This is a genomic window from Mesorhizobium sp. WSM4833, assembly GCF_055811095.1.
Genome location: NZ_JBVVQG010000008.1, coordinates 1 through 26,583 on the forward strand (window position 1 = coordinate 1; position 26,583 = coordinate 26,583).

The 26,583-nt window shown below is 62.4% G+C and carries 25 protein-coding genes; 16 read left to right on the forward strand and 9 right to left on the reverse strand.

The genetic code is table 11. The features are described 5' to 3' along the window. From AC0L2D_RS17120 to AC0L2D_RS17135, 4 genes are all read left to right on the forward strand, one after another. On the forward strand, positions 1-203 hold a 203-nt coding region (locus tag AC0L2D_RS17120; RefSeq protein WP_473541636.1), incomplete at its 5' end, for a hypothetical protein. Between the two features lie 72 nt (positions 204-275). Continuing rightward, positions 276-2,288, forward strand: a complete 2,013-nt coding sequence (locus AC0L2D_RS17125; protein ID WP_473541637.1) for an acetyl-CoA carboxylase biotin carboxylase subunit — start codon at positions 276-278, stop codon at positions 2,286-2,288. A 107-nt stretch (positions 2,289-2,395) separates the two neighbouring features. Further along, the gene (gene dnaE, locus AC0L2D_RS17130; protein ID WP_473541638.1) at positions 2,396-5,923 is read left to right on the forward strand and encodes a DNA polymerase III subunit alpha; all 3,528 of its coding nucleotides are present in this window, start codon (positions 2,396-2,398) and stop codon (positions 5,921-5,923) included. Positions 5,924-5,990: 67 nt separating this feature from the next. Beyond that, a complete protein-coding gene (locus AC0L2D_RS17135; protein WP_027161463.1) occupies positions 5,991-6,794 on the forward strand; it encodes a potassium channel family protein in 804 nt (267 codons plus the stop codon). A gap of 12 nt (positions 6,795-6,806) precedes the next feature. On the opposite strand, the gene AC0L2D_RS17140 is transcribed toward AC0L2D_RS17135, so the two are convergent. Then, positions 6,807-7,688: a DMT family transporter gene (locus AC0L2D_RS17140; RefSeq protein WP_013531939.1), complete on the reverse strand. Its 882-nt coding sequence runs from the start codon at positions 7,686-7,688 to the stop codon at positions 6,807-6,809. A 197-nt stretch (positions 7,689-7,885) separates the two neighbouring features. On the opposite strand from AC0L2D_RS17140, the gene AC0L2D_RS17145 reads away from it, so the two are divergent. Beyond that, entirely contained in the window at positions 7,886-8,392 is a 507-nt protein-coding gene (locus tag AC0L2D_RS17145) for a hypothetical protein (RefSeq protein WP_024503586.1), read from the forward strand. Here the strand turns inward: AC0L2D_RS17145 and AC0L2D_RS17150 are convergent. Next, on the reverse strand, positions 8,389-9,717 hold the full coding sequence (locus tag AC0L2D_RS17150) for a DNA polymerase IV (protein ID WP_337122299.1): 1,329 nt from the start codon (positions 9,715-9,717) through the stop codon (positions 8,389-8,391). The two genes, AC0L2D_RS17145 and AC0L2D_RS17150, sit on opposite strands and share 4 nt — an antisense overlap. Before the next feature lie 65 nt (positions 9,718-9,782). Here AC0L2D_RS17150 and AC0L2D_RS17155 point away from each other — a divergent pair, with 65 nt between their 5' ends. Together AC0L2D_RS17155 and AC0L2D_RS17160 are read left to right on the forward strand one after the other, a co-directional pair. Beyond that, positions 9,783-10,358, forward strand: a complete 576-nt coding sequence (locus AC0L2D_RS17155) for a GNAT family N-acetyltransferase (RefSeq protein ID WP_024503584.1) — start codon at positions 9,783-9,785, stop codon at positions 10,356-10,358. 107 nt (positions 10,359-10,465) lie between these two features. Beyond that, entirely contained in the window at positions 10,466-11,998 is a 1,533-nt protein-coding gene (locus AC0L2D_RS17160) for a hypothetical protein (RefSeq protein ID WP_473541639.1), read from the forward strand. A 10-nt stretch (positions 11,999-12,008) separates the two neighbouring features. On the opposite strand, the gene AC0L2D_RS17165 is transcribed toward AC0L2D_RS17160, so the two are convergent. After that, the gene (locus AC0L2D_RS17165; RefSeq protein WP_013531934.1) at positions 12,009-12,662 is read right to left on the reverse strand and encodes a hypothetical protein; all 654 of its coding nucleotides are present in this window, start codon (positions 12,660-12,662) and stop codon (positions 12,009-12,011) included. Beyond that, complete coding sequence (locus AC0L2D_RS17170) at positions 12,659-12,958, reverse strand: DUF3572 domain-containing protein (protein WP_024503583.1); 300 nt, start codon at positions 12,956-12,958, stop codon at positions 12,659-12,661. Before AC0L2D_RS17170 ends, AC0L2D_RS17165 begins: the two co-directional genes overlap by 4 nt. A 246-nt stretch (positions 12,959-13,204) precedes the next feature. Here AC0L2D_RS17170 and AC0L2D_RS17175 point away from each other — a divergent pair, with 246 nt between their 5' ends. The 9 genes from AC0L2D_RS17175 (at position 13,205) to AC0L2D_RS17215 (ending at position 23,386) form a co-directional block, all read left to right on the forward strand. Further along, entirely contained in the window at positions 13,205-13,576 is a 372-nt protein-coding gene (locus AC0L2D_RS17175; RefSeq protein WP_013531932.1) for a response regulator, read from the forward strand. A gap of 33 nt (positions 13,577-13,609) precedes the next feature. Continuing rightward, entirely contained in the window at positions 13,610-14,983 is a 1,374-nt protein-coding gene (locus AC0L2D_RS17180; protein ID WP_024503582.1) for a PleD family two-component system response regulator, read from the forward strand. Between the two features lie 521 nt (positions 14,984-15,504). After that, positions 15,505-16,977 (forward strand): FAD-dependent monooxygenase, encoded by a 1,473-nt coding sequence (locus AC0L2D_RS17185; protein ID WP_473541640.1) that lies wholly within the window; start codon positions 15,505-15,507, stop codon positions 16,975-16,977. Between the two features lie 136 nt (positions 16,978-17,113). Then, on the forward strand, positions 17,114-17,848 hold the full coding sequence (locus tag AC0L2D_RS17190; protein ID WP_013531928.1) for a FadR/GntR family transcriptional regulator: 735 nt from the start codon (positions 17,114-17,116) through the stop codon (positions 17,846-17,848). Then, on the forward strand, positions 17,845-19,032 hold the full coding sequence (locus tag AC0L2D_RS17195; protein WP_473541641.1) for a PLP-dependent transferase: 1,188 nt from the start codon (positions 17,845-17,847) through the stop codon (positions 19,030-19,032). The genes AC0L2D_RS17190 and AC0L2D_RS17195 overlap by 4 nt, the downstream gene beginning before the upstream one ends. A gap of 29 nt (positions 19,033-19,061) precedes the next feature. Beyond that, a complete protein-coding gene (locus AC0L2D_RS17200; RefSeq protein ID WP_127371094.1) occupies positions 19,062-20,339 on the forward strand; it encodes an ABC transporter substrate-binding protein in 1,278 nt (425 codons plus the stop codon). A gap of 203 nt (positions 20,340-20,542) precedes the next feature. Beyond that, the gene (locus AC0L2D_RS17205; protein ID WP_063167897.1) at positions 20,543-21,466 is read left to right on the forward strand and encodes a carbohydrate ABC transporter permease; all 924 of its coding nucleotides are present in this window, start codon (positions 20,543-20,545) and stop codon (positions 21,464-21,466) included. Further along, positions 21,466-22,314, forward strand: coding sequence for a carbohydrate ABC transporter permease (locus tag AC0L2D_RS17210; protein WP_013531924.1), 849 nt, complete (start codon positions 21,466-21,468; stop codon positions 22,312-22,314). Before AC0L2D_RS17205 ends, AC0L2D_RS17210 begins: the two co-directional genes overlap by 1 nt. A gap of 4 nt (positions 22,315-22,318) precedes the next feature. Beyond that, positions 22,319-23,386 carry an ABC transporter ATP-binding protein gene (locus tag AC0L2D_RS17215; protein WP_013531923.1) on the forward strand — a complete coding sequence of 356 codons (1,068 nt, stop codon included), beginning with the start codon at positions 22,319-22,321 and terminating at the stop codon, positions 23,384-23,386. Between the two features lie 316 nt (positions 23,387-23,702). Here the strand turns inward: AC0L2D_RS17215 and AC0L2D_RS17220 are convergent, their stop codons facing one another. The 5 genes from AC0L2D_RS17220 to AC0L2D_RS17240 form a co-directional block, all read right to left on the reverse strand. Further along, a complete protein-coding gene (locus tag AC0L2D_RS17220) occupies positions 23,703-23,912 on the reverse strand; it encodes a hypothetical protein (protein ID WP_127261081.1) in 210 nt (69 codons plus the stop codon). Positions 23,913-24,067: 155 nt separating this feature from the next. Continuing rightward, on the reverse strand, positions 24,068-24,325 hold the full coding sequence (locus tag AC0L2D_RS17225; protein WP_024503578.1) for a hypothetical protein: 258 nt from the start codon (positions 24,323-24,325) through the stop codon (positions 24,068-24,070). Between the two features lie 170 nt (positions 24,326-24,495). Then, entirely contained in the window at positions 24,496-24,663 is a 168-nt protein-coding gene (gene rpmG / locus AC0L2D_RS17230) for a 50S ribosomal protein L33 (RefSeq protein WP_006201775.1), read from the reverse strand. Positions 24,664-24,816: 153 nt separating this feature from the next. Next, entirely contained in the window at positions 24,817-25,275 is a 459-nt protein-coding gene (locus AC0L2D_RS17235; RefSeq protein ID WP_024503577.1) for a YqfO family protein, read from the reverse strand. A 111-nt stretch (positions 25,276-25,386) separates the two neighbouring features. Continuing rightward, complete coding sequence (locus AC0L2D_RS17240) at positions 25,387-26,565, reverse strand: MFS transporter (protein WP_024503576.1); 1,179 nt, start codon at positions 26,563-26,565, stop codon at positions 25,387-25,389. Between the last annotated feature and the right edge of the window lie 18 nt (positions 26,566-26,583).

Below are 26,583 nucleotides of genomic sequence, written 5' to 3' on the forward strand. Positions count from 1 at the left end.
CGCGGGCCCTCGAGGTCGACCTCCATGATCTCCAGCGGCTTTCCGGCGGCGACAGCGACAGCGGCGCGGGTTTTCATCAGGCGTCCTCCAATGCGAATTTTTTTCCAAGGTTTCAGGTTTTGCCGACACGATCAACTGGCAGCTGGCTCCCCGACTGGGCCACAGCGATGAATTGGAATCGCAAGTCGATTGAAAGGCAGTGAATTGCATGGTCGGCTTGACCCTGCAAGCACAGGCCATAAAAGGAACGGCCGACCCGAGGGATGACATTTCGCATGTTCACCAAGATCCTGATCGCCAATCGCGGCGAAATTGCCTGCCGCGTCATCAAGACGGCGCGCAAGATGGGCATTGCCACGGTCGCGGTCTATTCCGATGCCGATCGCGACGCCGTGCATGTCGAGATGGCCGACGAGGCGGTGCATATCGGGCCTTCGCCAGCCGTGCTGAGCTATCTCGTCCCTGAAAAGATCATCGCCGCGTGCAAGGAGACGGGAGCCCAGGCCGTGCACCCCGGCTACGGATTCCTGTCCGAGCGGGCGGCCTTCTGTGAGGCGCTGGAAGCGGAAGGCATCATTTTCATCGGCCCGAAGCCCAAGGCGATCAAGGCGATGGGCGACAAGATCGAATCGAAGAAGTTCGCCAACGCCGCAAAGGTTTCCACCGTGCCCGGCTGGCTCGGCGTCATCGAGAATGCCGATCATGCCGAAAAGATCGCCGGCGAAATCGGTTATCCCGTGATGATCAAGGCTTCGGCCGGCGGCGGCGGCAAGGGCATGCGCATCGCCTGGAGCGAAGCCGAAGTGCGCGATGGCTTCGACCGCGCGCGCTCGGAAGCCAAGAGTTCGTTCGGCGACGATCGTCTCTTCATCGAGAAATTCGTCGTCGATCCGCGCCACATCGAAATCCAGGTGCTGGCCGACGCGCATGGCAACGCGCTCTATCTCGGCGAGCGCGAATGCTCGATCCAGCGACGCAACCAGAAGGTCGCCGAAGAGGCGCCGTCGCCATTCCTGGACGCAGCGACACGCAAGGCCATGGGCGAGCAGTCTGTGGCGCTGGCCAAGGCCGTCGACTACCAGAGCGCCGGCACGGTCGAATTCATCGTCGACAATGACAAGAAGTTCTATTTCCTTGAAATGAATACACGATTGCAGGTCGAGCACCCGGTGACGGAGCTCATCACCGGCATCGATCTGGTCGAGCAGATGATCCGCGTCGCCGCCGGCGAAAAGCTTGGCCTGAAGCAAAGCGACATCGAGCTGAACGGCTGGGCGGTGGAAAGCCGGCTCTATGCCGAAGACCCTTACCGCAATTTCCTGCCTTCGATCGGCCGGCTGACGCGCTACCGGCCGCCGGAGGAAGGACAATTCGGCGATGTCGTCATCCGCAACGACACCGGCGTCACCGAAGGCTCCGAAATCTCGATATTCTACGATCCGATGCTCGCCAAGCTGTGCACCTGGGCGCCGACGCGTCTGGAAGCCATCGATGCCATGTCGGAAGCGCTCGACAGCTTCGTCGTCGACGGAATCGAGCACAACATTCCGTTCCTGGCTGCCTTGATGCAGCATCAGCGTTGGCGGGAAGGGCGGATATCGACCGCTTTCATATCGGAGGAATATCCCGACGGTTTCGCGCCGGTCGTGCCGAACGACGACGAGAAAGCGGTGCTGGCGTCGATCGCGACCGCAGTGGAACTGCTGCGACGTGATCGGCTTGATCGGCTGGGCGGGCGCCTGGCGCCGCATTCGGGAGCGCTGAAGCGCGACTGGGTCGTGAAGATCGATGATGACTATCTGTCGGCGTCCATCATCGAGGGCATGATTTCCATTCCGATGGAAGTCGATCTGTCGATCGCGGGCGGCAAGGCGCTGACCGTTGCATCCGACTGGCGGCCGGGCGATCTGGTCTGGCGCGGTACGGTCGGCAAGCGCAAGGTTACGGCTCAGGTCAGGCCGGTCGCCAATGGCTTTCGCATCGCCTGGAAAGGCATGTCGGTGACCGCGCGCGCCATGCTGCCGCGCACCGCCGAACTGGAAAGGCTGATGCCCGAAAAGGTAGCGCCGGACACGTCGAAGCTGCTGCTTTGCCCGATGCCTGGCCTTGTCGTGTCGATTGCCGTTGCCGAAGGCCAAGAGGTCAAGGCAGGCGAGACATTGGCGGTGGTCGAAGCGATGAAGATGGAAAACGTGCTGCGTGCCGAACGCGACCTTGTCGTCTCCAAACTCAACGCCAAGCCTGGCGACAGCCTGGCTGTCGACGCTGTGATCATGGAGTTTGCTTAGGGCTAGCCGGGCAGGCAGCCTGTGATCAGCAGTGGTTTGTGCTGGACTGGCATGGCGCGGTCCCGGACAATACATCTCCATCGACTCAAGGACCTTCACGCAGCACCATGGCCGACGAAAAACTCCCCCGCGATCCCTTGAAGCGCGAAGCGGCGATTGCTGCGGCGCGGCCGGAGGCCCCGGCGCGGCCCTTCGTCCATTTGCGCGTGCATTCGGCCTATTCGCTGCTGGAAGGCGCCTTGCAGATCGGCAAGGTGGTGGCTCATGCGGTCAAGGACGAAGCCCCGGCCATCGCCGTTACCGACACCAACAACCTGTTCGGCGCGCTCGAATTCGCGCAGAAGGCGGTGAAGGACGGCATCCAGCCGATCATCGGCTGCCAGACGGCGCTCGCCTTTTCCGGCGAAAACAGCGATGGCCAGCGCGACCGCCGACGGCAAGGTCCCGATATGCGGCCGGTCGTCCTGCTTGCCGCGACCGAGGCGGGCTATTCCAATCTGGTCAGGCTGGTCAGCCGCGTCTACCTCGAAACGCCGCCGGGCGAAGCCGTGCACCTGACCACCGAAATGATGGAAGGCTATTGTGACGGGTTGATCTGCCTCAGCGGCGGACCGCGCGGACCGATCGGCACCGCGCTCAAGGAAGATCGCCGCGATCTGGCCGAAGCCCGGCTTTTGACTCTCAAGGAGATGTTCGGCGACCGGCTCTATGTCGAGCTTGACCGGGTTTCCGGCTACGATCGCCTGATCGAAAAATCCTCGATCGATCTGGCCTATGCCCATGAACTGCCGCTGGTCGCCACCAACGAGGCGTTCTTTTCCTCTCGCGACGACTATGACGCACATGACGCGCTGATTGCCATTGCCGAGGGATCGGTCGTCGCCGCCGACAACCGTCGCCGGCTGTCGCCCGACAATTTCCTGCGCAGCCAGGCCGATATGGCAAGGCTCTTTGCCGACCTGCCGGAGGCGATCGACAACACTGTCGAGATCGCGCTGCGCTGCTCCTATTACCCGAGGAACCGCAATCCGATCCTGCCGCGCTTCACCGGCGGCGATGTCGCCGACAATGACGCCGCCGTGCAGGCGGAAGCCGACGAACTGGCCCGCCAGGCCCATGAGGGGCTCGACGCGCGCCTTGCCATGCATGGCCCGACCGCGGGCTATACGGTCGAGCAATACCGCGAGCGGTTGAACTTCGAGCTTGGCATTATCACCAAGATGAAGTTTCCCGGCTACTTCCTGATCGTTGCCGACTTCATCAAATGGGCCAAGGCGCAAGGCATTCCGGTCGGGCCTGGCCGCGGTTCGGGCGCAGGCTCGCTGGTCGCCTATTCGACCACCATCACCGACATTGATCCGCTGCGCTTCTCGCTGCTGTTCGAGCGCTTTCTCAATCCCGACCGCGTGTCGATGCCCGACTTCGACATCGACTTCTGTCAGGATCGGCGCGAGGAGGTCATCCGCTACGTCCAGCAGAAATACGGCCGCGACCAGGTCGGCCAGATCATCACCTTCGGTACGCTGCAGGCGCGCGCCGTGCTGCGCGACGTCGGCCGCGTCCTGCAAATGCCCTATGGCCAGGTCGACAAGCTCTCCAAGATGGTGCCGCAGAACCCGGCCAATCCCGTCAAGCTCGCCGACGCCATCGCCAACGAGCCGCGCTTTGCCGAAGAGGCCGAGAGGGAGCCGATCGTCCAGACGCTGCTCGACATGGCGCAGAAGCTGGAAGGCCTCTACCGCCATGCCTCGACGCACGCCGCCGGCATCGTCATCGGCGACCGGCCGCTCTCGGAGCTGGTGCCGATGTACCGCGATCCGCGCTCGGACATGCCCGTCACCCAGTTCAACATGAAATATGTCGAGCAGGCCGGGTTGGTGAAGTTCGATTTCCTCGGCCTGAAGACGCTGACCGTGCTGGAGACGGCGGTGAAGCTGATCCGCCGGCGCGGCATCGAGATCGACCTGGCAACCATCCCGCTCGACGATCCCGAGACCTACGCCATGCTGTCGCGCGGCGAAGTGGTCGGCGTGTTCCAGGTGGAAAGTGCCGGCATGCGCAAGGCGCTGATCGGCATGCGGCCCGACTGCATCGAGGACATCATCGCGCTGGTCGCACTGTATCGACCCGGCCCGATGGAAAACATCCCGACTTATAACGCCCGCAAGCATGGCGAGGAGGAGATGGCCTCGATCCATCCCAAGATCGACCATCTGGTGAAGGAGACGCAAGGCGTCATCGTCTACCAGGAACAGGTGATGCAGATCGCGCAGGAGCTGTCGGGCTACTCGCTCGGCGAAGCCGATCTGCTGCGCCGCGCCATGGGCAAGAAGATTCGCGCCGAGATGGACAAGCAGCGCGAGCGCTTCGTCTCCGGCGCGGTCGAGCGTGGCGTCGGCAAGCCGCAAGCCGACTTCATTTTCGACCTGCTGGCCAAGTTCGCCGACTATGGTTTCAACAAATCGCACGCCGCCGCCTATGCGGTGGTTTCATACCAGACCGCCTATCTCAAGGCGCATTATCCGGTCGAGTTCCTGGCGGCGTCGATGACGCTCGACATGGGCAACACCGACAAGCTCGCCGATTTCCGCCAGGACGCGCTGCGCCTCGGCATCGAGGTTCTCGCGCCGTCGGTGACATCGAGCTTTCGCCCCTTCGAGGTCGGCGAGAACCGCATCTACTATTCGCTGGCAGCGCTCAAGGGCGTCGGCGACGCGGCGGTCGAGCACATCGTTGCCCAGCGTGGCGAAAAGCCGTTCAAGAACCTCGCCGATTTCTGCGAGCGGGTCGATCCCAAGATCGTCGGCAAGCGCGTCTTCGAAAGCCTGATCATGGCCGGCGCGCTCGACTGCTTCGGCCACGACCGCGCGTCGATGATGGCGGGCGTGGAGCGCATGATGGGGCTGGCGTCGCTGGCGCAGCAGAACGCGGTTTCCGGACAGCACGACATCTTCGGCGCCTCGCTCGGCGCCCAGTCGCAGGCACTCAATCTGCCGGCGACAGAGCCGTGGCTCGCCGCCGACCGGCTGCACCGTGAATTCCAGGTGGTCGGCTTTTACCTCTCGGCCCACCCGCTCGACGAGTACAAGGCGGCCCTGCAGAAGATGCGGGTGCAAACGTGGGCCGAGTTCTCGGCGGCCGTCAAACGCGGTGCCGCCGCCGGCCGCCTGGCCGGCACGGTGACATCCAAGCAGGAACGCAAGACGCGCACCGGCAACAAGATGGGCGTCATCGCCTTTTCGGATACGTCAGGCCAGTACGAAGCCGTGCTGTTTTCGGAAGGACTGGCACAGTATCGCGACCTGCTCGAGGCCGGCCGCTCCGTCGTCATCACCGTTGCGGCCGAGGACAGGCCGGAAGGCGTCAATCTGCGCATCAACTCGGTGCAGTCGCTGGAGGATGAGGCAAGTCGCATCCAGAAGGCGCTGCGTATCTTCGTGCGCAACGCCACGCCGATCAACACGCTGGCCGGCCAACTGACCGTCAGGGGCGAAGGCCAGGTCAGTTTCGTGCTGATCAAGGAAGAAGGCGAGGGGGAAATCGAGATAGAGCTGCCGAACCGCTACCGTATCTCGCCGCAGATCGCCTCGGCGATGCGCGCGGTGCCGGGCGTGGTCGAAGTGGAATTGGTGTGACCCCCGCTCTTTTCGGGGCGCGGCAATCAGCCGGGCGGTCGCTGCGGCCAACGCCGGCGCAGTCAGCATGAAGCCGGCGCAGAGGAATGGGTCGCAGGCGGTTTCAGTCTTGGCGCGGCTGCGTGACCGGCTGCGCAGGCTTTATCATGGGCGCACGCCGGCCGCTTTCCGGTTCCAACTGGTGGCCGTCGTCATCGACCTCGCCATCATCGCCTTCTTCATCGCGACGCCGGTTCTCCAGGACAAGCCGTCATTCCTCTGGCTCGACTATTCGGCGGCCGCGCTGGTTGCCGCGGACCTCGCTGCCCGCCTGCTTGCCTCCAAGAACATGCTGCGGCTGATGAAGCAGCCGACGTCGTGGGTCGATGTCTTCATCCTCTTGACGCTGCTGATGCCAACGGCGTTCGCCAATCTCGCCTTCCTGCGCATCCTGCGGCTGTGGTCGCTGTCACGCAGCGGTTCGCTCTGGCGGCATTTCGAGATGCGAGGACTGCGGCCGTGGCGAGAGGCCAGCCACGCGGTCATCAACCTTTTGACCTTCCTGTTCGTCATCACCGGCTTCGTCTACACGTTCTTCTTTCGCACTGGCGCTGGCCTGGAAAACTATATCGACGCGCTTTATTTCACTGTCGCCACGGTGACGACGACCGGCTTCGGCGACATCGTGCTGCCGGGCATGGCCGGCAAGCTGACGGCAATCGTCACCATGATCATCGGCATATCGCTGTTTGTCAGACTGGCTCAGGCGATCTTCCGGCCAGCCAAGGTGTTGTTTCCCTGTCCGCAGTGCGGCTTGCGGCGGCACGAGCCGGACGCCGTCCATTGCAAGGCCTGCGGCCATCTTCTCAACATACCCGACGAAGGGAACTGACGGCCGGCGGGACTACGACGCCGCCACTTCGGCCGGCTTTATCTGCCTGCGCTGCAGATTGAGCAGATTGCCCATCAGGATCAGCAGCGCGCCGCCGGCGGTGAAGGCGTCGATCTGCTCGCTATAGAGCAGCCAGCCGATCAGTGCCGATAGCGGCACGCGTAGAAAATCCATCGGCGAGACGATGGTCGCGTCGGCATAGCCAAGCGCGCGGGCCATGCAGAAATGCGACGACATGCCGGTGAAGGCGATCAGCACGATCCATGGCCATAGCTCCAGTGGCGGGTTGCGCCACGTATAGAGCGCCGGGATGAGACCGACCACCGACTGGACAATCAGCATCCAGCAGATGATGCGTACGACGCTGTCCGTCCGGGTCAGCGACTTGACGGTGACCACCGAGATGCCGAAGCAGGCCGCGGCGCCCAGCACGACGAGATGTCCAGGATCGACCGAGCCGACACCGGGGCGCACGATGATCACCACGCCGATCAGCCCCAGCGCGATCGCTGCCAACTTGGGCCGGTTCAGCCTTTCGCCCAGAAAGATCACCGCCAGGATAGCTGTCCAGATCGGAGTGGTGAATTCGATCGAGATCAACACGGCCAGCGGAATCAAGGTGAGGGCGTAGAGCCATGCCGCCTGGCCCGTGTAATGGATGACGTTGCGGGCGATATGGGCAACCGGGCGCTGCGTGCGCATGGCTTGAAAGCCGCCACTCATCATCACCAGCGGCAGCAGGATGAAGAAGCCGATCACGGAGCGCAACTCCAGCACTTGGAAGACGTTGAGCTCCGCTGTCGTGGCCCGGCCGGCGACCGTCATGCCAAGGAACGAGGCGATAGACAGCGCCATCCAGAACGCGGCCTTGGGGATCGAGGGGGTGGGTGCCATTCGCGCTATGTCGCAGGCCAGCACCTCTGCCGCAACCGCTAGCCAAGGCATTCTTCTGGGCCAGTCGCGACTGGCCCGATGTTGTAAAACAGTCATGTGGCGGACGGAACCTGAAACGGTAGGTGGCGTTGAGTCCCGATGGTCAGCCGTGCTCGTGGACCGCCCCGCCTTTTTCGAAAACGACAAGGAGAGCTTCGATGAGATCCTTCGCGCAATTCGCGCTTACCGGCGGTCTATTGGTTGCGGCAGGCGCAGCACATGCCGACGAGACCCAATTTCTTCAGTCGTTCAAGGGCAATTTCGCCGGCAAGGGCACTGTCCAGGTAACCACGGATGCTCCGAACGTCAGCGTATCGTGCAGCTTCAAGTCGAATGCGACCTCAACCTCGCTATCGCTGGATGGAAATTGCCGCGGTCTCATTGTGGTGTCGCGGGCCATCAGCGCCAATCTGAAAGTTACAGGTGCCAAATACAGCGGCACCTATGTCGGCTCTCGCACGGGACCGGCGCAACTCAACGGCAGCCGTTCGGGCAATGCGATCAACCTGGGCATTCGCTGGGCCAAGGAGGTCAATGGCGACCGAAGGGCGCAGATGAAGGTCGAGAAACGCGGCGAGAACGGCATGCGGCTGACCGTCATCGACACCGACCCGAAAACCGGCAAGAGCGTGGTGACGAGCAGGATAGACTTGCAGCGCACCTAATCCTCGAGCGGCTCCGGCGGATGGGCATCGCGGCCCTTGCCGAATGTGTAGCCGGTTTCCACCGCCTTGCGGCCGAACTTGTCGCGCAAGGCATCGATGGCGCCTTCAGCCATGGCGCGCTTGCGCGACTGGATGTCGACCAGATCGGGCGGGTCGGCCTTGTCGTCGTCCGAGAGGTCGCTGACGCCGATGCCGAGCAGCCGATACTTCGTGCCGTCGGTTTCCTTGCGCAGAAGCTCCACCCCAGTCTGAAAGATGCGGTCGGCGAGCCGGGTCGGGTCGCCGAGCTGGCGATTGCGCGTGCGCAGCTTGAAATCCTGGCTCTTCAGTTTCAGCACCACGGTGCGCCCGGCAATGCCTGACTTTTTCAGCCGTGCCGAAACCTTTTCCGAAAGACCCCTGAGAACCGCGATCAGTTCCTCCAGCGACGCGATGTCGGTGTCGAAGGTGGTTTCGGCCGATACGCTCTTGGCGTCCTGATCGGGATCGACGCGGCGGACATCCTCGCCGCGCGAAAGGTGGTAGAGCCGGTCGCCCATCGTGCCATAGCGGCGCATGAGGTCGCCGCGATCCATCTGCTGCAGCTGGCCGATGGTGCGGATGCCGTCACGCTCCAGCGTTGCGTTGAACGCCTTGCCGACACCCCAGATCATGGTCACCGGCTGCGCCGCCAGGAAGCCGACCGCCTCGGCTTCGCCGATGACCGAGAAGCCGCGCGGTTTACGGAAGTCCGACGCTATCTTGGCGAGGAACTTGCAGTAGGACAGGCCGGCCGAAACGGTGATGCCGATCTCCTTCTCGACCGCCAGCGCAAAGCGCGCCAGCACCACAGCGGGTGGCAGGCCGTGCAGTCGTTCGGTGCCGGCGAGGTCGAGAAACGCCTCGTCGATCGACAGCGGCTCGACCAGCGGCGTCAGCGCCTGCATCATGGCGCGCACCTCGCGGCCGACGCGGACGTATTTTTCCATGTTGGGGCTGATGACCACCGCCTCCGGGCAGGCTTCGAGCGCCTTGAACATCGGCATGGCCGAGCGCACCCCCTGGATGCGGGCGATGTAGCATGCGGTGGAGACGACGCCGCGCTTGCCGCCGCCGATGATCAACGGTTTGTCCTTGAGCGCTGGATTGTCGCGCTTTTCGATTGCCGCATAGAAGGCGTCGCAATCGATATGGGCCAGATGCAGCCGGTAAAGCTCGGGATGACGCGCAAGCCGGGGGCTGCCGCAGCGCTCGCAGCGGCGCGTCTGGCTGCGCTGAAGCATCAGGCAGTCGCGGCAAAAACCGTGATCGGGATTGTTGACAGAGGCCGCCATCGCTGCGAACATAAAGAGAACAGAAGCAATGGTACGACAGTGCAAGGCCAGCGACAAGGCTGGCCTGGGGAGAACGCATGAGCACGACCATAGCGCCGCTTGCGCCCGAGCTTTGGGCTGAATTCGAGGACCTCTTCGGCAAGCAAGGTGCCTGCTACGGTTGCTGGTGCACGCATTTCCGGCTGGCGCCGGCGATGCGCCGCGAGAGCAGCCGGGAACGCAACAAGGACCACATCAAGGCGCGCATCGAGGCCGGCCCGCCGCCGGGCCTGCTGGCATTCGAGGACGGTCAGGCGGTTGGCTGGATGCAGATCGGACCGCGCGCCGACGTGCCCGAATGGAACAACCAGGGCAGGGGGTCGGCACCGGTCGATCCTGCCGACGCCACGGATCCGGCCGTCTGGGCGATCTCCTGCTTTTTCATTCGCGGCAAGGCGCGCGGCAGGGGCATCACGCATCGCCTCGTCGAAGGCGGCATCGATTTTGCCCGCCAGAACGGTGCACGGCTGCTCGAGGCTTGTCCGATAGATCTGTCTCGCGATTCGCGTTCGATCGGCCTGTTCGTCGGCTCGTCGCGGGTCTTCGAGAAGGCTGGTTTCGAGAGGCTGTTGGAACGCAAGGCCGGTCGGCCGCTGATGCGGCTGGTGCTTTGATCGAGATTGCCTGCCCGGATGCCGTTGTCGATCTCACCTTGCGGTTGCAGCGGTAATTTCATACCAGACGGACAAAGCCTTTCTTCTCGGTCAAACGGAGAATTCGCGTGAACCGTGCCCTGCCATTCGTGTTCCTTCTTGCGTTGAGTGCCCCTGCTCTCAGTCAGACCGTCGACGGTCAGGGTGCGAAGCAATTGTCCGACGACTTGTCCCGCTATGTCGGCAAGCAGGCCATCGACAAAGGCATTTTGAAGGTTTCGCTGGAAGGTGGTGCCTACAAGATCCTGTTCGATTTCAAGGCACTTGCCGCATCATTTCCGGACCAGAAACTGCTGAAGTTCGACTTCGCGCCCTACGCCCTGATGGTCAAGCCGCGCAGCGACGGATCCTGGGATGTCTCGATGGATTTCTCCCAGAGCGCCTCCTTCGAGTTCAACGGACCCGAAGGCCTGCAAAGCACTCAGTTTTCGATCAAGGATGGCAAGGGCTCGGGCGTCTACGATCCAAATCTGGCGGCCTTCACCAGCGGCACCAGTTCGATGGCCGGCATGACGATGACGTCGAAGGATGCCAAGCAGCACATGGAGGCCAGCGCCGGCGCTGGCATCGCGACCGTTGCCGCGACCAAGTCGGCGACCGGGGGCGTCGATTTCATAACCTCGCAGAAGGTGTCGAGTTTTCTCGAAGCGATCAATTTCGATGACCCCGAGAGCGGGCTGAAATTCCCGGTCACCGTCAGGTCGCCGGAACTATCGGTCGAAGCCAGCGGCAAGGGCGTGCAGACCAAGCCATTGCTCGATCTCCTGGCATTTGCAGTGGCCAATGAGGACGAGGCGACGCTGAAGGCCAACCAGGCGCAGCTCAAATCGCTTTTGTTCGCCGCCTTACCGCTTTGGCAGCGTATCGACGGGACCTATGGTTTCAAGGATTTCGCGGTGGAAAGCCCGGTCGGCAATTTCGGCGCCACCCAGCTCAGCACCGTATTCGGCTCCGACGGCGTCGCCCAAAATGGCACGATCACCTACGGCATCAAGGCATCGGGACTGACCGTGCCGACCCAGCTTCTCCCGAGCTGGAGCGTGGGGTTGTTGCCCACCGATGTCGATTTGAACTTTGGCGGCGCCAATATCGATCTCGACAGCATGGCGAAGAAGGCGATCGAAGCCTTTGATCTCAATAAGAATCCGCCGCTGTCTGCCGAATTCGGCGAGCAGCTTAAGGCCGACTTCATGGCCAAGACGCCGAAGGTCGTGCTTGGCCACAGCACCGTGAAGAACAAGGATACGGAGATCGCCCTGGAAGGCGAGATGACATTCCCAGGCGAAAAGCCCGAAGGTAGCGTGACCGTCGATGTCGCCGGCTTCGACAAGCTTGTCGAAGGCCTGCAGGAAGCGGCAAAGTCGGAACCGGAGGTGGCCCAATACGTGCCAGTCGCTCTCATGGCGAAGGGCTTTGGCAAGACGCTGCCCGATGGCCGGCTGGAATGGATCGTCAACGCCAAGGCCGACGGTTCGGTCACCGTCAATGGCGTCATGCTGAAGCCTGCTGATCCGGCCGTGGACGACAGCGTGGACGATGGTGACGGCGACGATGACAGCGGGGACGACAGCGGCGGCGCAGGTGCGAAACTGAACCCTTGAAGGCTGGAGTTTAGAGCCCCAGCGCGCTTGCGATCTTCGGCGCGGCTTCGTGCCAGTCCTGGACGACGACCACATCGTCCGTCACCGGGGGCAGGAATGCGCGCAGCGAATTGTCGGCCATCAGGTGGAACAGTTCGGCGTCGGCGACCGATTCCCGCACCGACGCCAGATTGTGCGGCTGATCGTCGACGAAGACCACCGGTCGGCCGGCCTTGCCGCGAAGTTTGGCCACTGCCGGTCCTTTGGCCATTTCAGTGGTCAGAAGCGGGTAGCTCAGTCCAAGCGCGTCGAGATGGACACGACGCACGGCACGGTGTTTGTGTGGCATGGCCGTCAGCAAGATGATTTCCGCGCGGTCGCCAAGCCCTGCCAGGGCCTCTGCCGCGCCGTCCGTAATGTTTTGCCAATCGGCTTGCGTGTCAAAGAAATCGCCCAGCAGTGCCGTGACTTCGGGCTGTTCGATCAGGCGGCCGCTGGCCGTCTCTGCGATGTTGCCGGTCAGCCGGAACGAGGCCAGCGTCAGGCCATAGCCACGCGTCTTGAGGAAATTCGGAAACGGGCGGATGAATTCGAGCACGACATCGTCGACATCGAGCACCAGCAACGGCCGGTTGTCGGCTGCCAGTTCTTCGATCTGGCGCGCTGTTTCTGGATCATCGCTCATATGGAATGCTCGTGATTGTCATCGCCCAGCGGCAGCGACCGCAGGGCCTTGCCGACAGCAGCCGGCGGGGTGCCGGTTTCCTCGGCAAAGCGCATCAGCGTCGGCTCGTGGGCGAGGATGAATTGCAGGACACCAGCCAGGAAACCTGGCTCACTGGCGGCTTTGCGGATCGAATGGACCTCTATGCCGGTGATAGCCAGAAAGCGCGGCAAAAGCTCCGGATCGGAGGCGACAAAGCCCAGGGCCTTCACGGCAATCGATTCCGCTTCTTCGCGCATTGACGCTGCGTTTGCCATCACTACCTTCGGTGTGTGGAATGAGTCTCTCCCGCAGTAATGGCAAGAGTTGCTTGCGGCAAGCCATTAGAGCGTGGCGCGCCCTTTGGACGCGCAGGCGACGAGGTAGAATTCGCGCTGTTTTCCAGCCGCGGATTTCCGTTTCGTCAATCATATTGCCGTAAAGTGAAGCAGGGTTTGGTGCGTTCAGACATGGGCGCATGACGGTCGCCTTCGAAGCGGAAGGGCGGCCGGGACGGGATATCGATGCCGAAGAAGGTTATGATCGTCGAGGACAATGAGCTCAACATGAAGCTCTTTCGGGACCTCATCGAGGCAAGCGGTTACGAGACCGTGCGCACCCGCAACGGTCTGGAAGCGCTCGATCTGGCACGCCAGCACCGGCCGGATCTCATCTTGATGGATATCCAGTTGCCTGAGGTGTCGGGGCTTGAAGTGACCAAATGGCTGAAGGAGGACGACGAACTGCACGTCATCCCCGTCATTGCCGTGACCGCCTTCGCCATGAAAGGCGACGAGGAACGTATCCGCCAGGGTGGCTGCGAGGCTTATATTTCGAAGCCGATCTCGGTGCCGCGTTTCATCGAGACCATCAAATCCTATCTGGGCGATGCGTGATGTGCCCCTTCAGCCGAGTCGGAGCGTTATGAAATGACTGCGCGGATCCTCGTCGTCGACGATATCCCTGCCAATGTGCGGCTGCTGGAAGTGCGGCTGCTGGCCGAATATTTCGAAGTGTTGACCGCCACCAACGGGCCGGATGCGATCGAGACCTGCGAGAACGGCAAGGTCGATGTCGTGCTGCTCGATGTGATGATGCCTGATATGGACGGCTTCGAGGTCTGTCGGCGGCTGAAGAGCGATCCGGCGACATCGCACATTCCGGTGGTGATGATCACCGCGCTGGACCAGGTTTCCGACCGCGTCCGCGGGCTTGAGGCTGGCGCCGACGACTTCCTGACCAAGCCGGTCAACGACCTGCAGCTGATGACGCGCGTCAAGAGCCTGGTTCGGCTGAAGTCGCTGACCGACGAGTTGCGGCTGCGCGCCTCGACGACGCGCAATATCGGCATCGAGGAGTTGCTCAGCCGCAATTTCGCATCCGAGGACACGACGCCGAAAGTGCTTTTGATCGACGAGCGCAAAACATCCGTCGAGCGCATCCAGAAGATGCTGCGTGATCGGGCCGACCTCGACGTCACACATGATCCGCATGCCGGTTTCTTCCAGGCCGCCGAGACATCCTATGAATGCGTGATGATCTCGACCGCGTTCGCCGATTTCGATCCGCTGAGGCTCTGTTCGCAGTTGCGCTCGCTCGATCGCACCCGCTTCGTGCCGATTATCCTGCTGGCGGAGGAGGGCGAGGAGGAACGTATCATTCGCGGCCTGGAACTTGGCATCAACGACTATCTCATGCGGCCGATCGACCAGCAGGAACTGACGGCACGGCTGCGCACGCAGGTGCGCCGTAAGCGCTACAACGACCAGCTACGGGCCAGCGTCACCCAGACAATCGAAATGGCGGTGACCGACGGTCTGACCGGGCTGCACAATCGCCGCTATCTGGACAGCCATCTGCAGACGCTGTTCGATCGCGCCGTGGCACGGCGCCGGCCGCTGTCGGTGATGATCACCGACCTCGATCGCTTCAAGGCGATCAACGACGCGCACGGTCATGATGGCGGAGACGAGGTGCTGCGGGAATTCGCACGGCGGCTGCGCAAGAATGTCAGGGGTATCGACCTTGCCTGCCGCTTTGGCGGCGAGGAATTCGTCGTGGTGATGCCGGATACCGAGGGCGCGGTGGCCGAGAAGGTGGCCGAGCGCATTCGCGCCGAAATCGCCCAGGCGGCTTTCGCCATTGGCCAGGACGGCAAGGCGATCGAAGTCACGGTCAGCGTCGGTGTGTCGTCGGTGCTGAAGGGCGTGGACACGGTGGCGGCGCTGATGAAGCGTGCCGATCTCGCGCTCTACGAAGCCAAAAGCGGCGGCCGCAATCGGGTCGTCGCCAAGGCGGCGTAGTGATCCAGCCCCGATTATCCAGTCAACCCGACAGGGTTACCCGTTTACCTTAATCCAAGCGATTCGCGAGCCTTGGTTAAGAAACTGTTGATTTTCATAAGCTCTTGCGCGACTGTGCAGGCCAAGACGAAGCCGGCACGAGGAAAGACCGCCGGCTCCGGTCCCTGGGAATACCCCATGATGCTCAGGTCCGCCGCATCTCCTGGGTCCGTGGGGTCGGCCGGCCGGCGCTGGCACATAGTGGCCTCCTCGTACCGCTGCCAAACGCCGACCGGCCCCCTTCTTTCCAATGAACATCAGAGCTCCGTGCCAAAGCACGGGAGACTCTGGGTTTTTGCGCCTGAAAATCTGGATATCGTTAGGGGAAATTGCCCCGAGCGCTTGTTCCGCGGCAACCAACAGGGGAACAATACCGTTCCCTTCCATTTCATACATGTGGCGCACAAGGGGCTTGCGGCAAGACCCAGCTCCTCCCGTAAAAACCGACCCGAACCAAGGTGCGGAAAACGGGAGTGATGATAATGGTTTCAGATCATGCGGTCGTGATCGCCGGGGGTGGTCCGACGGGATTGATGCTGGCGGGCGAACTGGCGCTAGCATGCGTCGACGTTGCCATTGTCGAAAGGCGGCCGGATCAGAAACTTGCCGGCCTGCGCGCAGGCGGCCTCCATGCACGCACCATCGAGGTGCTCGACCAGCGCGGAATTGCCGATCGGTTCCTCTCGCAGGGCCAAGTGAGCCCGGCCGTAGGTTTTCACATGATCCGCCTGGACATCAGCGACTTCCCAACCCGGCACAATTACCTGTTGGCGCTGCGGCAGAACCACATCGAGCGCATCCTGGCCGACTGGGTCGGCGAGTTGAAGGTGCCGATCTATCGTGAACACGAGGTTGCGGGGTTTATCCAGGACGACAGCGGCGTCAACGTCGAACTGTCCACCGGTCACCGCCTGAGGGCCGCATATCTGGTCGGCTGCGACGGAGGCCGCAGCACCATTCGCAAGGCGGCCGGTATCGAGTTCGCCGGATGGGATCCGACGATGAGCTGGATGATTGCCGAGGTCGAAATGTCGGAAGAACCGCCATGGGGCTTCCGCAGCAACGCCTCCGGAATTCATGCCCTGGGTAAGATCGAGGACGGCAAGAAGGTTGGCGTCGTGCTGACGGAGCCCCGCCTGGAGGCGCGCGGCGAACCGACGCTACGCGAGCTCAGCGAGGCGCTGGCTGCCATCTATGGCACCGATTTCGGGGTCCACAGCCCGACCTGGCTCTCCCGCTTCACCGACATGACGCGCCAGGCTGCCGCATATCGCGACAGACGCGTGCTCCTGGCCGGCGATGCCGCCCACGTCCATCCGCCGATGGGTGGACAGGGCCTCAACATCGGCGTGCAGGATGCGGTGAACCTTGGATGGAAGCTGGCCCAGGTCATCAAGGGGATATCGCCGGAAAGCCTTCTCGACAGCTATCATGCCGAGCGCCATCCGGTTGCCGCCCGCGTGTTGCGTAACACGATGGCGCAGGTCGCGCTTCGCCGCACGGATGACCGCAGCAAGGCCTTGGCCGACACCGTTGCCGAGTTGCTCGGCATGGATGAACCCCGCAAAAAGATCGCAGCCGAGATGTCCGGCCTGGGTGTCCACTACGACCTCGGCGAGGGGCACCCGCTGCTTGGGCGGCGAATGCCCGATCTCGATCTGACCACCGCCGGCGGACCGCTGCGGGTCTTCACCTTGCTGCACGACGCGCGGCCCGTGCTGCTCAACCTCGGTGAGCCCGGCAGACTGGACATCGCGCCCTGGGCAGAACGGGTCCGGCAGATCGACGCCGGTTACGCCGGTATCTGGGACCTCCCGGCTCTCGGGAGTGTCGTTGCGCCCGACGCGGCCTTGATCCGGCCCGATGGTTATGTGGCTTGGGCCGGGGCGGGAGCCCAACGGGGCCTTGTGGACGCGCTGACCACCTGGTTCGGGCCGCCTGCTGCCGCAGGTTAGCAGACGCGATCGAAGCGATCGCGCGACCGCCTTGAGAATATTGCGTCGCTTCCTCCGACAGTGCTCCTGACAGTTGGTTGACAGGAGTTTTCAACTGTGCAGAATTGGTTGGACCATTGGACCACTCGGAGGAAATGTGGACCAGAACAGCCTGCCACCCATTCAAATCACGGCGCGCGACGACGCCGTGTTGAAGGCGTTGGTGGGATTTGTTCGCGCCGAAGCCCTGCAGCTGGGCGACAGACTCCCAACCGAACGCATTCTCGCCGAGCGGCTGAAGGTCAGCCGCAACACCGTGCGCGAGGCTCTGACACGCTGGGAAGGGCTCGGCCTCGTCGAACGCCGGCAAGGCAGCGGCACCTATCTCAAGGCGGCTGTTTCGCCTGATATGCTGCACATGCCGCTGACACTGGCCGGCGGCAATGATTTCACCAGCCTGATGCAGACGCTGGAGATCCGCCGCGCGCTGGAGGCGGAGGCAGCAGCCCTTTGCGCCGAACGCGCCAGCCAAGCCGATATTGCCGAGATCGCACGCAAGCTCGACATCATGGAACAGGCGTTCCGCACGCGCGAGGGCATGTCGTCGGAAGAGGATTGGGAGTTCCACCAGGCGATCTACCGGGTCTCGGGCAATCCGCTGTTCGAGCAGATCATCGCCGCCATGCATGAGCTGTTTCACCGCTTCTGGGAGCATCCGCTCGGCGTGCGTGACTTCGGCCACGCCAGCTTTCCCTATCACCGGACCATCTACGAACGCATTGCTGCCCGCGATCCGCAGGGCGCTCGCGCCGAGGCGCTCAAGCTGATCGCCACCGTCGAGGACGACCTCAAGCGCGGCGCGGCCAAACTCAAACTCTCGAGCCAGACATGAACGAGCATCCATCAGGTTTCGATTACGAGTATCTCACCGAAGCGGCCACGCTTTTGGCGCATGACGAACCGTTCCCCGGCGGTGCGGTGGTGCCGCCGATCTACCAGACCTCGCTGTTCACCTTCGCCAACTATGCCGAGATGGCCGATACCTTTGCCGGCAAACGAAGGCAGCCGATCTACTCGCGCGGCGACAATCCCACGGTGATGGAGTTCGAGGCGCGCGTGGCAGCGCTCGAGGGCGCAGAAGCCGCGCGCGGCTTCTCCAGTGGCATGGCGGCGATCAGCGCCACGGTGCTTGCGTTCGTCGGTGCGGGCGAGCGCATCGTGGCGGTGCGCAATTGCTATGGCGATGCCTACCGTTTGTTCGAGCGGCTGTTGCCGCGCCTCAACATCAAGGTCGACTATGTCGACGGCTCCGACCCGGATGCGGTCGCGGCGGCACTTCCCGGCGCCAAGCTGCTTTATCTGGAAAGCCCGACCTCGATGATGTTCGAGCTGCAGGACATCGCGCATCTGACACGGTTGGCCAAGGAACAGGGCATCGTCACCACGATCGACAATTCCTGGGCGACGCCGGTGTTCCAGAAGCCGATCACGCATGGCGTCGACCTGGTGCTGCATTCGGCCTCGAAATACCTTGGCGGCCACAGCGATACGGTCGCGGGCGTCGTGGCGGGTTCGGCTGCCTACATCAAGCACATCAACGAGCAGACCTATTCCTATCTCGGCGGCAAGCTGTCACCGTTCGAGGCGTGGCTTTTGCTGCGCGGCCTGCGCACGCTGCCGCTGCGCCTGCCGCACCACATGAAGAGCGGCCTGACCATCGCCGAACGGCTGAAGGCGCATGCCGCTGTCGAGCGGGTCAACCATCCCGTCTATTCGAACCACCTGGGCAAGGCGACGCTGGCCGGCTATGCCGGGCTGTTCTCCTTCGAGGTTACGGACGAGATCGACATCCCCGTCTTCGTCGACGCGCTGAAATATTTCCGCATCGGCGTCAGTTGGGGCGGGCATGAAAGCCTGGTCGTGCCGGCCAAGGCGTCGCTGGAGCAGACGCCGGGCCTGAATTCGATGGCGCGCTTCGGCGTCAGCCCCCGAACCATCCGCTTCAATGTCGGATTGGAGAGTGTCGAAGACCTGTGGGCGGATGTCGCCCAAGCCTTCGAAAAAGCCAGAAAATAACAAGCGGGTTCAAAATGGGAGTCTTGAACATGAAAAAACTGACCGTCATGCTTGCCACCGTTGCGGGACTGGCGATTTCCGCCGGAAATGCTGTGGCCGATTCGACCCTGAAAATGGTCGAAGTCATCACCAGCCCGCCACGCACCGAATTCCTGAAGAAGCAGATCGCCGAGTTCGAAACGGCCAATCCAGGCATCAAGGTCGAGCTGATCTCGCTGCCCTGGGGGCAGGCGTTCGAGAAATTCCTGACCATGGTGCAGGCCGGCGATACGCCCGACGTGGTCGAGATGCCGGAGCGCTGGATGGGCCTCTATGCCAACAATGCCCAACTCGAGGATCTCGGCCCGTATATGGCCAAATGGGATGACGCCAAGACGCTTGGCGACCGCGCGAAACAGTTCGGCTCGACCGTCAACAACACCCAGTTCATGATCCCCTACGGCTACTATGTGAACGCGCTGTTCTGGAACAAGAAACTGTTCAAGGAGGCCGGCCTCGATGGCCCGCCGGCGACGCTTGAAGATTTCGTCGCCGATTCCAAGAAGATTTCCGCGCTCCCAGGCAAGTACGGCTACTGCCTGCGCGGCGGGCCGGGCGCCTTCAATGGCATGCACATGTTCATGAACATCGCCGCCGGCAAGGGCGGTTACTTCAACGAGGACGGCACTTCGACGATCAACGAGGAGGGCTCGGTCAAGGGCCTGCAGATGCTGGCCGACATGTACAAGGACGGACTGGCGCCGAAGGATGCGGTGAGCTGGGGTTTCAACGAAACGGTCACCGGCTTCTATTCCGGCACCTGCGCCATGCTCAACCAGGATCCGGACGCGCTGCTCGGCATCGCCGACAAGATGAGCGCCGACGATTTCGCGGTAGCGCCATTGCCGGTCGGGCCGAGCGGCAAATCCTATCCGACACTCGGCTATGCCGGTTGGGCCATGTTCGCCAACTCGCAGCACAAGGACGACGCCTGGAAGCTGATGGCGACCCTTTTGTCGCCGAAGGACAATCTGGAATGGGCCAAGGAAGTCGGCGTCGTCCCGATCCACAACGGTGCCGACCAAGATCCCCATTTCAAGACCGAGCAGTTCAAGGGCTGGTTCACAGAGCTCAGCGACAGCTCCAAATATGAAATGGTCACCCCGCCGACGCATCTGGAGAACCTCGGCAATTTCGTCGACCAGGTGGCGATCAAGAATTTTCAGGAAGTGCTGCTTGGCCAGAAGACGGCCAAGGACGTCGCCGACCAGTGGGCTGCCTTCCTGACCAAGGAACAGCAGGACTGGATGGCGAAGAACAAGAAATAAGCGCGTTCTTTCCTTCTCCCGTTCACGGGGAGAAGGTGTCACGAAGTGACGGATGAGGGGCGGCGGTAGTTTTGCCTACTTTGCGCTGCCCCTCATCTGCCTGCCCATCCTTCGCAGCCGCTGCGCTGCAGCTTCGGAGGGTGAACCGGCACTTCTCCCCGCTCATTGTCCATCCGCTACTCCAGGGAGCCGATCCTCACCCAATGACCTATGCCGTGTCCGAAATACGATCCGTCGGCAAGCCTCGAAAGAAGCGGCTGTCGCATGCCGCTATCGAGCCATGGCTCTATCTCAGCCCGGCGATCATCCTGCTGGTCGTGGTGCTTCTGGTGCCGCTGGTCATCGGCATCAGCTACTCCTTCCGCAAGTTCTCCGCCTTCAAGTCCGAATATGTCGGGCTCGGCCAGTATCAGGCGATGCTGTCGGATCAGGTGCTGGGCCAGGCGCTGGTCAACACGTTGTGGTGGACGGTCGCCAGCCTTTTCTTCCAGTTCTTCCTCGGCCTTGGCCTGGCGCTTCTGCTCGACAAGCCGTTTCGCGGCCGCAAGGCTGTACAAGCCCTGGTGTTCCTGCCCTGGGCGGTGCCGTCCTTCCTGTCGGGCCTGACTTGGGCCTGGCTGTTCAATCCGATCATCGGCCCGCTGCCGCACTGGCTGTTTGCATTGGGTCTGAAGGCCGAGCCGACCAATGTGCTGTCCGATCCGTCAACCGCCATGTGGGGGCCGATCGTCGCCAATATCTGGTTCGGCATTCCGTTCTTCGCCATCACGCTCCTGGCGGCGCTGAAGTCGATCCCGTCGGAACTGCATGAGGCTGCGGCCATCGATGGAGCCTCGCCCTGGCAGCGCTTTACCAAGGTGACGCTGCCATTCCTGGCGCCGACCATCGCCATCACCGTAATGTTGCGCACCATCTGGATCGCCACCTTCGCCGACCTGATCTTCGTCATGACCGAAGGCGGACCGGCCGGCTCGACCAACACGGTGCCGGTCTACATCTATGTCAGCGCCTTCAAATCGCTGGACAAGGGCTATGCCTCGGCGGTGGCCGTGCTGCTATTGGTCCTGCTCATTGCCTATGCGATTGCGCTGATCGGTATCCGCCGCACCCTGGTGAGGCACGTCTGATGATCGCAGGACGCACAGCCTCGCAGCGCTTCTTCGGCGGCATCGGCCTCTACGCGGCAATCGCGGCTTACGTGCTCTTTGCCTTGTTCCCGATCTACTGGACGCTGAAGATCTCGGTCACGCCGGAGCGGCTGCTTTATTCCGAAGGCATCACCTTCTGGCCGTCGCACATGACGCTGCAGAACTTCGTCACCGTGCTCGAGGCCACCGATTTCCCCCGCTATTTCCTCAACAGCGTCATCGTCTCGGTGTCGACGGCGGCACTGGTGACAATCATCGCCACGCTTGCCGGCTATGCCATGTCGCGCTTCACCTTTCGCGGCAAGGCAGCACTGGCGCTGATGTTGCTTTTGACCCAGACCTTTCCGCTGGTGATGGTCATTCCGCCGATCTACCGCGTGATGGGTCAGATCGGACTGATCAACAGCCTGACCGGGCTGATCATCATCTACACCGCCTTCAACACGGCTTTTGCCACCTTCCTCATGCAGTCCTTCTTCGACGGCATTCCCAAGGATCTGGAGGAAGCGGCGATGATCGACGGCTGCACGCGTGCACAGGCGATGCGCAAGGTGATCGTGCCGCTGACGCTGCCGGGCATGGGCGCGACGCTCGGTTTCGTCTTCACCGCCGCCTGGAGCGAGCTTCTGTTCGCGCTAATGCTGATTTCCAGCGACGACCAGAAGACCTTCGCCGTCGGCTTGCTCACCTTCATCGGCAAGTTCGCCGTCGATTGGGGACAGATGATGGCGGCATCCATCCTGGCGTTGATCCCGGTCTGCATCTTCTTCGCCTTCCTGCAACGCTATCTCGTCACCGGCCTGACCGCCGGCGCCGTCAAAGGATAGATCGATGGCCTCTGTTACGCTCGAGAAGGTCCGCAAGGACTATGGCGCCGTCCGCGTCCTGCACGCGGTCGACCTTGAAATCGCCGATGGCGAGTTCGTCGTCCTGGTTGGGCCGTCGGGCTGCGGCAAGTCCACGCTTTTGCGCATGATCGCCGGGCTGGAGGAGGCTTCCGGCGGCGAGATCCGCATTGGCGAGCGGCTGGTCAATGACGTAGCACCCAAGGACCGCGACATCGCTATGGTGTTCCAGTCCTACGCGCTCTATCCGCATATGGACGTGTCGAAGAACATGGGCTTCAGCCTGCTCCTGAAGAAGGCGGAGAAGGCGACGATCGACTCCAGGGTGGACGGCGCCGCCAAGCGGCTCGGGCTCGACACCTTCCTGCAGCGCCTGCCGCGGCAATTGTCCGGCGGCCAGCGCCAGCGCGTCGCCATGGGCCGGGCGATCGTGCGCGACCCCAAGGTCTTCCTGTTCGACGAGCCGCTGTCGAACCTCGACGCCAAGCTGCGCGTCCATATGCGCGCCGAGATCAAGGCGCTGCACCAGCAACTGAAGACGACATCGGTCTATGTCACGCACGACCAGATCGAGGCGATGACCATGGCCGACCGGATCGTCGTCATGCATGACGGGCTGATCCAGCAGGTCGGCGCGCCGCTCGATCTCTACGACCGGCCGGCCAACATGTTCGTTGCGGGTTTCATCGGTTCACCCGGCATGAATTTTCTGCCGGCGACGGTTCGCAAGGGCGCTACGTTGGAGGCCGTACTGGCCGACGGCCAGGCGCTGCGGCTGCCGGAAGGCCTGCCACTGACCCACGGTGACGCCATCACCGTCGGTTTGCGGCCCGAGCATATCAAGCTGGCGGACGAGGGTGCGTTGAAGGGCGAGGTGGGTGTGGTCGAGCCGCTCGGCCTTTCGACGCAGTTCTACGTCAAGCTAGCCAGCCAGCAGCTGTGCGTCTTTGCCATGGGCCGTGCCGGCGTCAAGTCCGGCGACGTGGTGCGGTTGGCGGCCGAACCGGACCAGCTGCATCTGTTCGATGCGAAAAGCGGCGAGCGCATCGGCTGAGGGGACGCAGCCGGGTCGGATGCGGGCAGCCGGATCAGGCGCCGCTATCGGGCGGGACATACACGGTAACGCTACATTTCAATTGGATAAAATAGCGGAACGTCCAAGAGACATTTCCGGAACCTAACAGGATCGCTCGGACCTTTGCGTCTAGGGCGCAAGACCTTAGTCCCGCCGTCTTCTCAAAAGAACGGAGGTCATTTCGCCGCGAACTAGGCCACCGTCGGAGTTAGTCAACACCGACGGTGGCACCTGCAATATGGGCGAGTGGGTTGTGTGCGGATATGGTGTGATCGCGGAAGGCGATTGTAGACCGCTAACCGCGAGGGCTTCTTCTGGACAGCGGCGAGCTGTCCAACGGATTTTCAGCCGATTTGGCCGATCGCCGCTCCTTCAGCCACAGGGACTTCTTTCTCCTTGCCAGGTTCTCGTCTCGAACGCTGTCTTCGGCGGTCACTCCGCCATGCATCGCGGCAATCACGTAGTCGGCTCTGTTGGTTCGAAAGTCGCCTTTTTGTACGGACATCGTTTTCTCCCAGTGCGAGGCATTTCCCCCCTTTTTGCCTGACGCTGAAACTAACTACCTATCCGTGGTGCAAGTCTACCAATTGGCGATTGTATTAAAACGATACACTCAGATGGCGCGATCGCACGAGAGGAGCCCATCCTGGCGAGGCTTCTTCATTGACCCTGTTGTGATCCTTGCGGGGGTGCCGCGGCGGGAGGTGTCGGAGCCTGCGGTGCGGGTTCCGTGGAAGGCGTAGCGGGGCTGTCAGGCTGAGGTGCAGGCGGTGCGGCCTCTTCCTCGGTCAGAACCTGGTCAGTCCTGGCCTTGATCTCATCGGCCGTCTGCTGGCTTATCAGCCCGTTGCTGACGGCAAAGCCAGCAGCCAGAGCGACAAGGGCTGCAATGATTGCAGCTTTCAACTTCTTCGACATCCATAGGCGCCTTATTCGTGACACCCAACCCACGGCCAAGGGTGCCGCAACCATGGCTAAGGGTCAATCCTTTGGCTGGAGTCTCTGCTCGGATGCAACGAAATCAACTGCTACAAACGAAAAACGCCGCCCATTGGGCGGCGTTTCGGCATTGCGGCGGGAAACCCGGATTACTTGATCTTGGTTTCCTTGAACTCGACGTGCTTCTTGGCGACCGGGTCGTACTTGCGGAACGACAGCTTGTCGGTCTTGGTGCGGCTGTTCTTGCTGGTCACGTAGAAGAAACCGGTGTCGGCGGTCGACAGAAGCTTGATCTTGATGTTTGCGGCTTTGGCCATGATATCAGTCCGTTTGTTCGTGGGGTTTTGGCCGCTGGAGCACGGGGAAACACCCGGACGCGGGAAACTTGGCGCGACACATAAAGAACGCGCCCGGAAAGTCAAGCCCGGTAGGCCTTGTGCGACCCACCAGAGCCGGCTCGGGAGCGGAAATCATGCGGTTTCCGTCGCCGATGCCGCAACCTTCTTCCAGTCTCCGGTCGTGTTCCACCAGCGATTCGGATTGGCGCGGTCGTCCAGCCCCTTGGAACGGCTGGCGAGAATCGGCTGAATGCGGATCACCGGTTCCTGGTAGGAGTGCGCCTGGAAAATCGCCTCGACGACGCGGGCGGCCAGCGCCTGGTCGTCCGGCAGTTCGAAGGAAACCTCGACCGTGCCGGGGCGCCGCCGCAATTCGGTTTCGGCGCCGGCGGCCGCACCGTCAAGCGGCCTGTAGCGTTCGATGCCGTGCGCCGACTGATAGGCATTGCGGTCATATTTGCCCATGGCCAGCGGCGCGATCGCCACCACGGCATCCATGATGCGGTCGACGTCGGCGGCCGGAGCCTGGAAGGTCACGAGCAGAAGCAGTGTCATTCGTAGCGATGTGGTTTCAAAGCCGCTGTCGATCATGGAAGTGTCCTCAAGTGTTTTGGGACACCTTTTTAGCCCTGTGCTCCTGACACGGTTCTGTCAGCAGCCTGTCACCGTGCCGTGCCAAATGCATGGCAGGCCGCAGTCCCGCTACAGCAGGATCTTGCGAACCAACCTGACGGCGACCAAAGCGATATAGGCGGCGAAGAACAGGCCGAGCGACCAGCCGAAGCCGGACGGGCCGAACGCATCCATGCCGATGCCGATCGCCTGCGGCCCGAGCACCATGCCGACGCCGTAGCACAGCACGAAGGCGGCATTGGCCGACGCCAGTTCATGGCCGGAAAGCTGCGAGCCGAGATGGGCAAGGCCGATCGTGTACATGGCAGCGACGACGCCGCCCCAGACGAACAGAAGCGCGGCCATCAAATGCCAATTCTGGGCGAAGAAGGGCATGAACACGGTGCCGATAAGACCGACCGTCGCGCAGGCAATCAGCAGGTAGCGGCGATCGCTGACGCGGTCGCTGATCATGCCGATCGGGATCTGCAACAACACATTGCCGAGGCCGATCATGGTCAGCAGAAGGGCCGCATCGGCCTCGGAATAGCCGATTCGGCTGCCGTAGATCGGGAACAGCGCAAAGCCGCCGGTTTCCACCGCGCCGAACACCAGCACGGCAGCGGTCGCCGACGGCACCAGCCAGATGTAGCGCAGGAAATTGCTGGTTTCGCCATCCGAGGCGATCGACGGGCTCTCGTTGCGTGCTGCCAGCACGGGTATGGCCGCCAGCGTCACCAACGCGATGATGACGCCGAACGGCCTGAAACCGGAACTGCCGAGATGAGCGAACAGCCACGGTCCGGCGGCAAAGCCGAGCGACAGGACAGTGGCGTAAATGCCAAGGACAAGGCCGCGCCGGTGCGGCGGCGCCGAGGTGCTGATCCAGAATTCAGACAGGATGAACAGCACCGTCAGCGCAATGTGCAGCACGATGCGCAGTGGAAACCACATCCAGAAATCGGGTGCGAAATGGAAGCCGACAAAGGCCAGCGCGCCGGCGGCGATCATGGCGATCATGGTCCAGGCAACGCCGAAGCGCATGGCGAGCGGGGTCGCCAGCGGCGCACCGGCGATCGAGGCGAGGCCGGCGACGGCGGTGTTGAGGCCGATCATCGAAGCCGAGTGGCCGCGTGTTTCAAGGATGACGCTGAGCAGCGGCATGCCGAGGCCGATGGCGATGCCGACGACGCTGATCGACGAGATCGCCGCCACCATCGGCAGCCAGTGTACGCGCTCGTCGCCCTTTGGTTGGGTATCGACCGTCATGGATGCTGAATACTCTGT

Bases quoted from the DNA above. Each gene is read 5' to 3' on its own strand.
- AC0L2D_RS17180 (WP_024503582.1), top strand. From the start codon at position 13,610: ATGACTGCGCGGATCCTCGTCGTCGACGATATCCCTGCCAATGTGCGG.
- rpmG (WP_006201775.1), bottom strand. From the start codon at position 24,663: ATGGCCAAAGCCGCAAACATCAAGATCAAGCTTCTGTCGACCGCCGAC.
- AC0L2D_RS17205 (WP_063167897.1), top strand. From the start codon at position 20,543: ATGACCTATGCCGTGTCCGAAATACGATCCGTCGGCAAGCCTCGAAAG.
- AC0L2D_RS17155 (WP_024503584.1), top strand. From the start codon at position 9,783: ATGAGCACGACCATAGCGCCGCTTGCGCCCGAGCTTTGGGCTGAATTC.
- AC0L2D_RS17235 (WP_024503577.1), bottom strand. From the start codon at position 25,275: ATGATCGACAGCGGCTTTGAAACCACATCGCTACGAATGACACTGCTT.
- AC0L2D_RS17125 (WP_473541637.1), top strand. From the start codon at position 276: ATGTTCACCAAGATCCTGATCGCCAATCGCGGCGAAATTGCCTGCCGC.
- AC0L2D_RS17145 (WP_024503586.1), top strand. From the start codon at position 7,886: ATGAGATCCTTCGCGCAATTCGCGCTTACCGGCGGTCTATTGGTTGCG.
- AC0L2D_RS17140 (WP_013531939.1), bottom strand. From the start codon at position 7,688: ATGGCACCCACCCCCTCGATCCCCAAGGCCGCGTTCTGGATGGCGCTG.
- AC0L2D_RS17185 (WP_473541640.1), top strand. From the start codon at position 15,505: ATGGTTTCAGATCATGCGGTCGTGATCGCCGGGGGTGGTCCGACGGGA.
- AC0L2D_RS17195 (WP_473541641.1), top strand. From the start codon at position 17,845: ATGAACGAGCATCCATCAGGTTTCGATTACGAGTATCTCACCGAAGCG.
- AC0L2D_RS17210 (WP_013531924.1), top strand. From the start codon at position 21,466: ATGATCGCAGGACGCACAGCCTCGCAGCGCTTCTTCGGCGGCATCGGC.
- AC0L2D_RS17165 (WP_013531934.1), bottom strand. From the start codon at position 12,662: ATGAGCGATGATCCAGAAACAGCGCGCCAGATCGAAGAACTGGCAGCC.
- AC0L2D_RS17150 (WP_337122299.1), bottom strand. From the start codon at position 9,717: ATGTTCGCAGCGATGGCGGCCTCTGTCAACAATCCCGATCACGGTTTT.
- AC0L2D_RS17175 (WP_013531932.1), top strand. From the start codon at position 13,205: ATGCCGAAGAAGGTTATGATCGTCGAGGACAATGAGCTCAACATGAAG.
- dnaE (WP_473541638.1), top strand. From the start codon at position 2,396: ATGGCCGACGAAAAACTCCCCCGCGATCCCTTGAAGCGCGAAGCGGCG.
- AC0L2D_RS17215 (WP_013531923.1), top strand. From the start codon at position 22,319: ATGGCCTCTGTTACGCTCGAGAAGGTCCGCAAGGACTATGGCGCCGTC.
- AC0L2D_RS17225 (WP_024503578.1), bottom strand. From the start codon at position 24,325: ATGTCGAAGAAGTTGAAAGCTGCAATCATTGCAGCCCTTGTCGCTCTG.
- AC0L2D_RS17135 (WP_027161463.1), top strand. From the start codon at position 5,991: ATGAAGCCGGCGCAGAGGAATGGGTCGCAGGCGGTTTCAGTCTTGGCG.
- AC0L2D_RS17170 (WP_024503583.1), bottom strand. From the start codon at position 12,958: ATGGCAAACGCAGCGTCAATGCGCGAAGAAGCGGAATCGATTGCCGTG.
- AC0L2D_RS17200 (WP_127371094.1), top strand. From the start codon at position 19,062: ATGAAAAAACTGACCGTCATGCTTGCCACCGTTGCGGGACTGGCGATT.
- AC0L2D_RS17220 (WP_127261081.1), bottom strand. From the start codon at position 23,912: ATGTCCGTACAAAAAGGCGACTTTCGAACCAACAGAGCCGACTACGTG.
- AC0L2D_RS17240 (WP_024503576.1), bottom strand. From the start codon at position 26,565: ATGACGGTCGATACCCAACCAAAGGGCGACGAGCGCGTACACTGGCTG.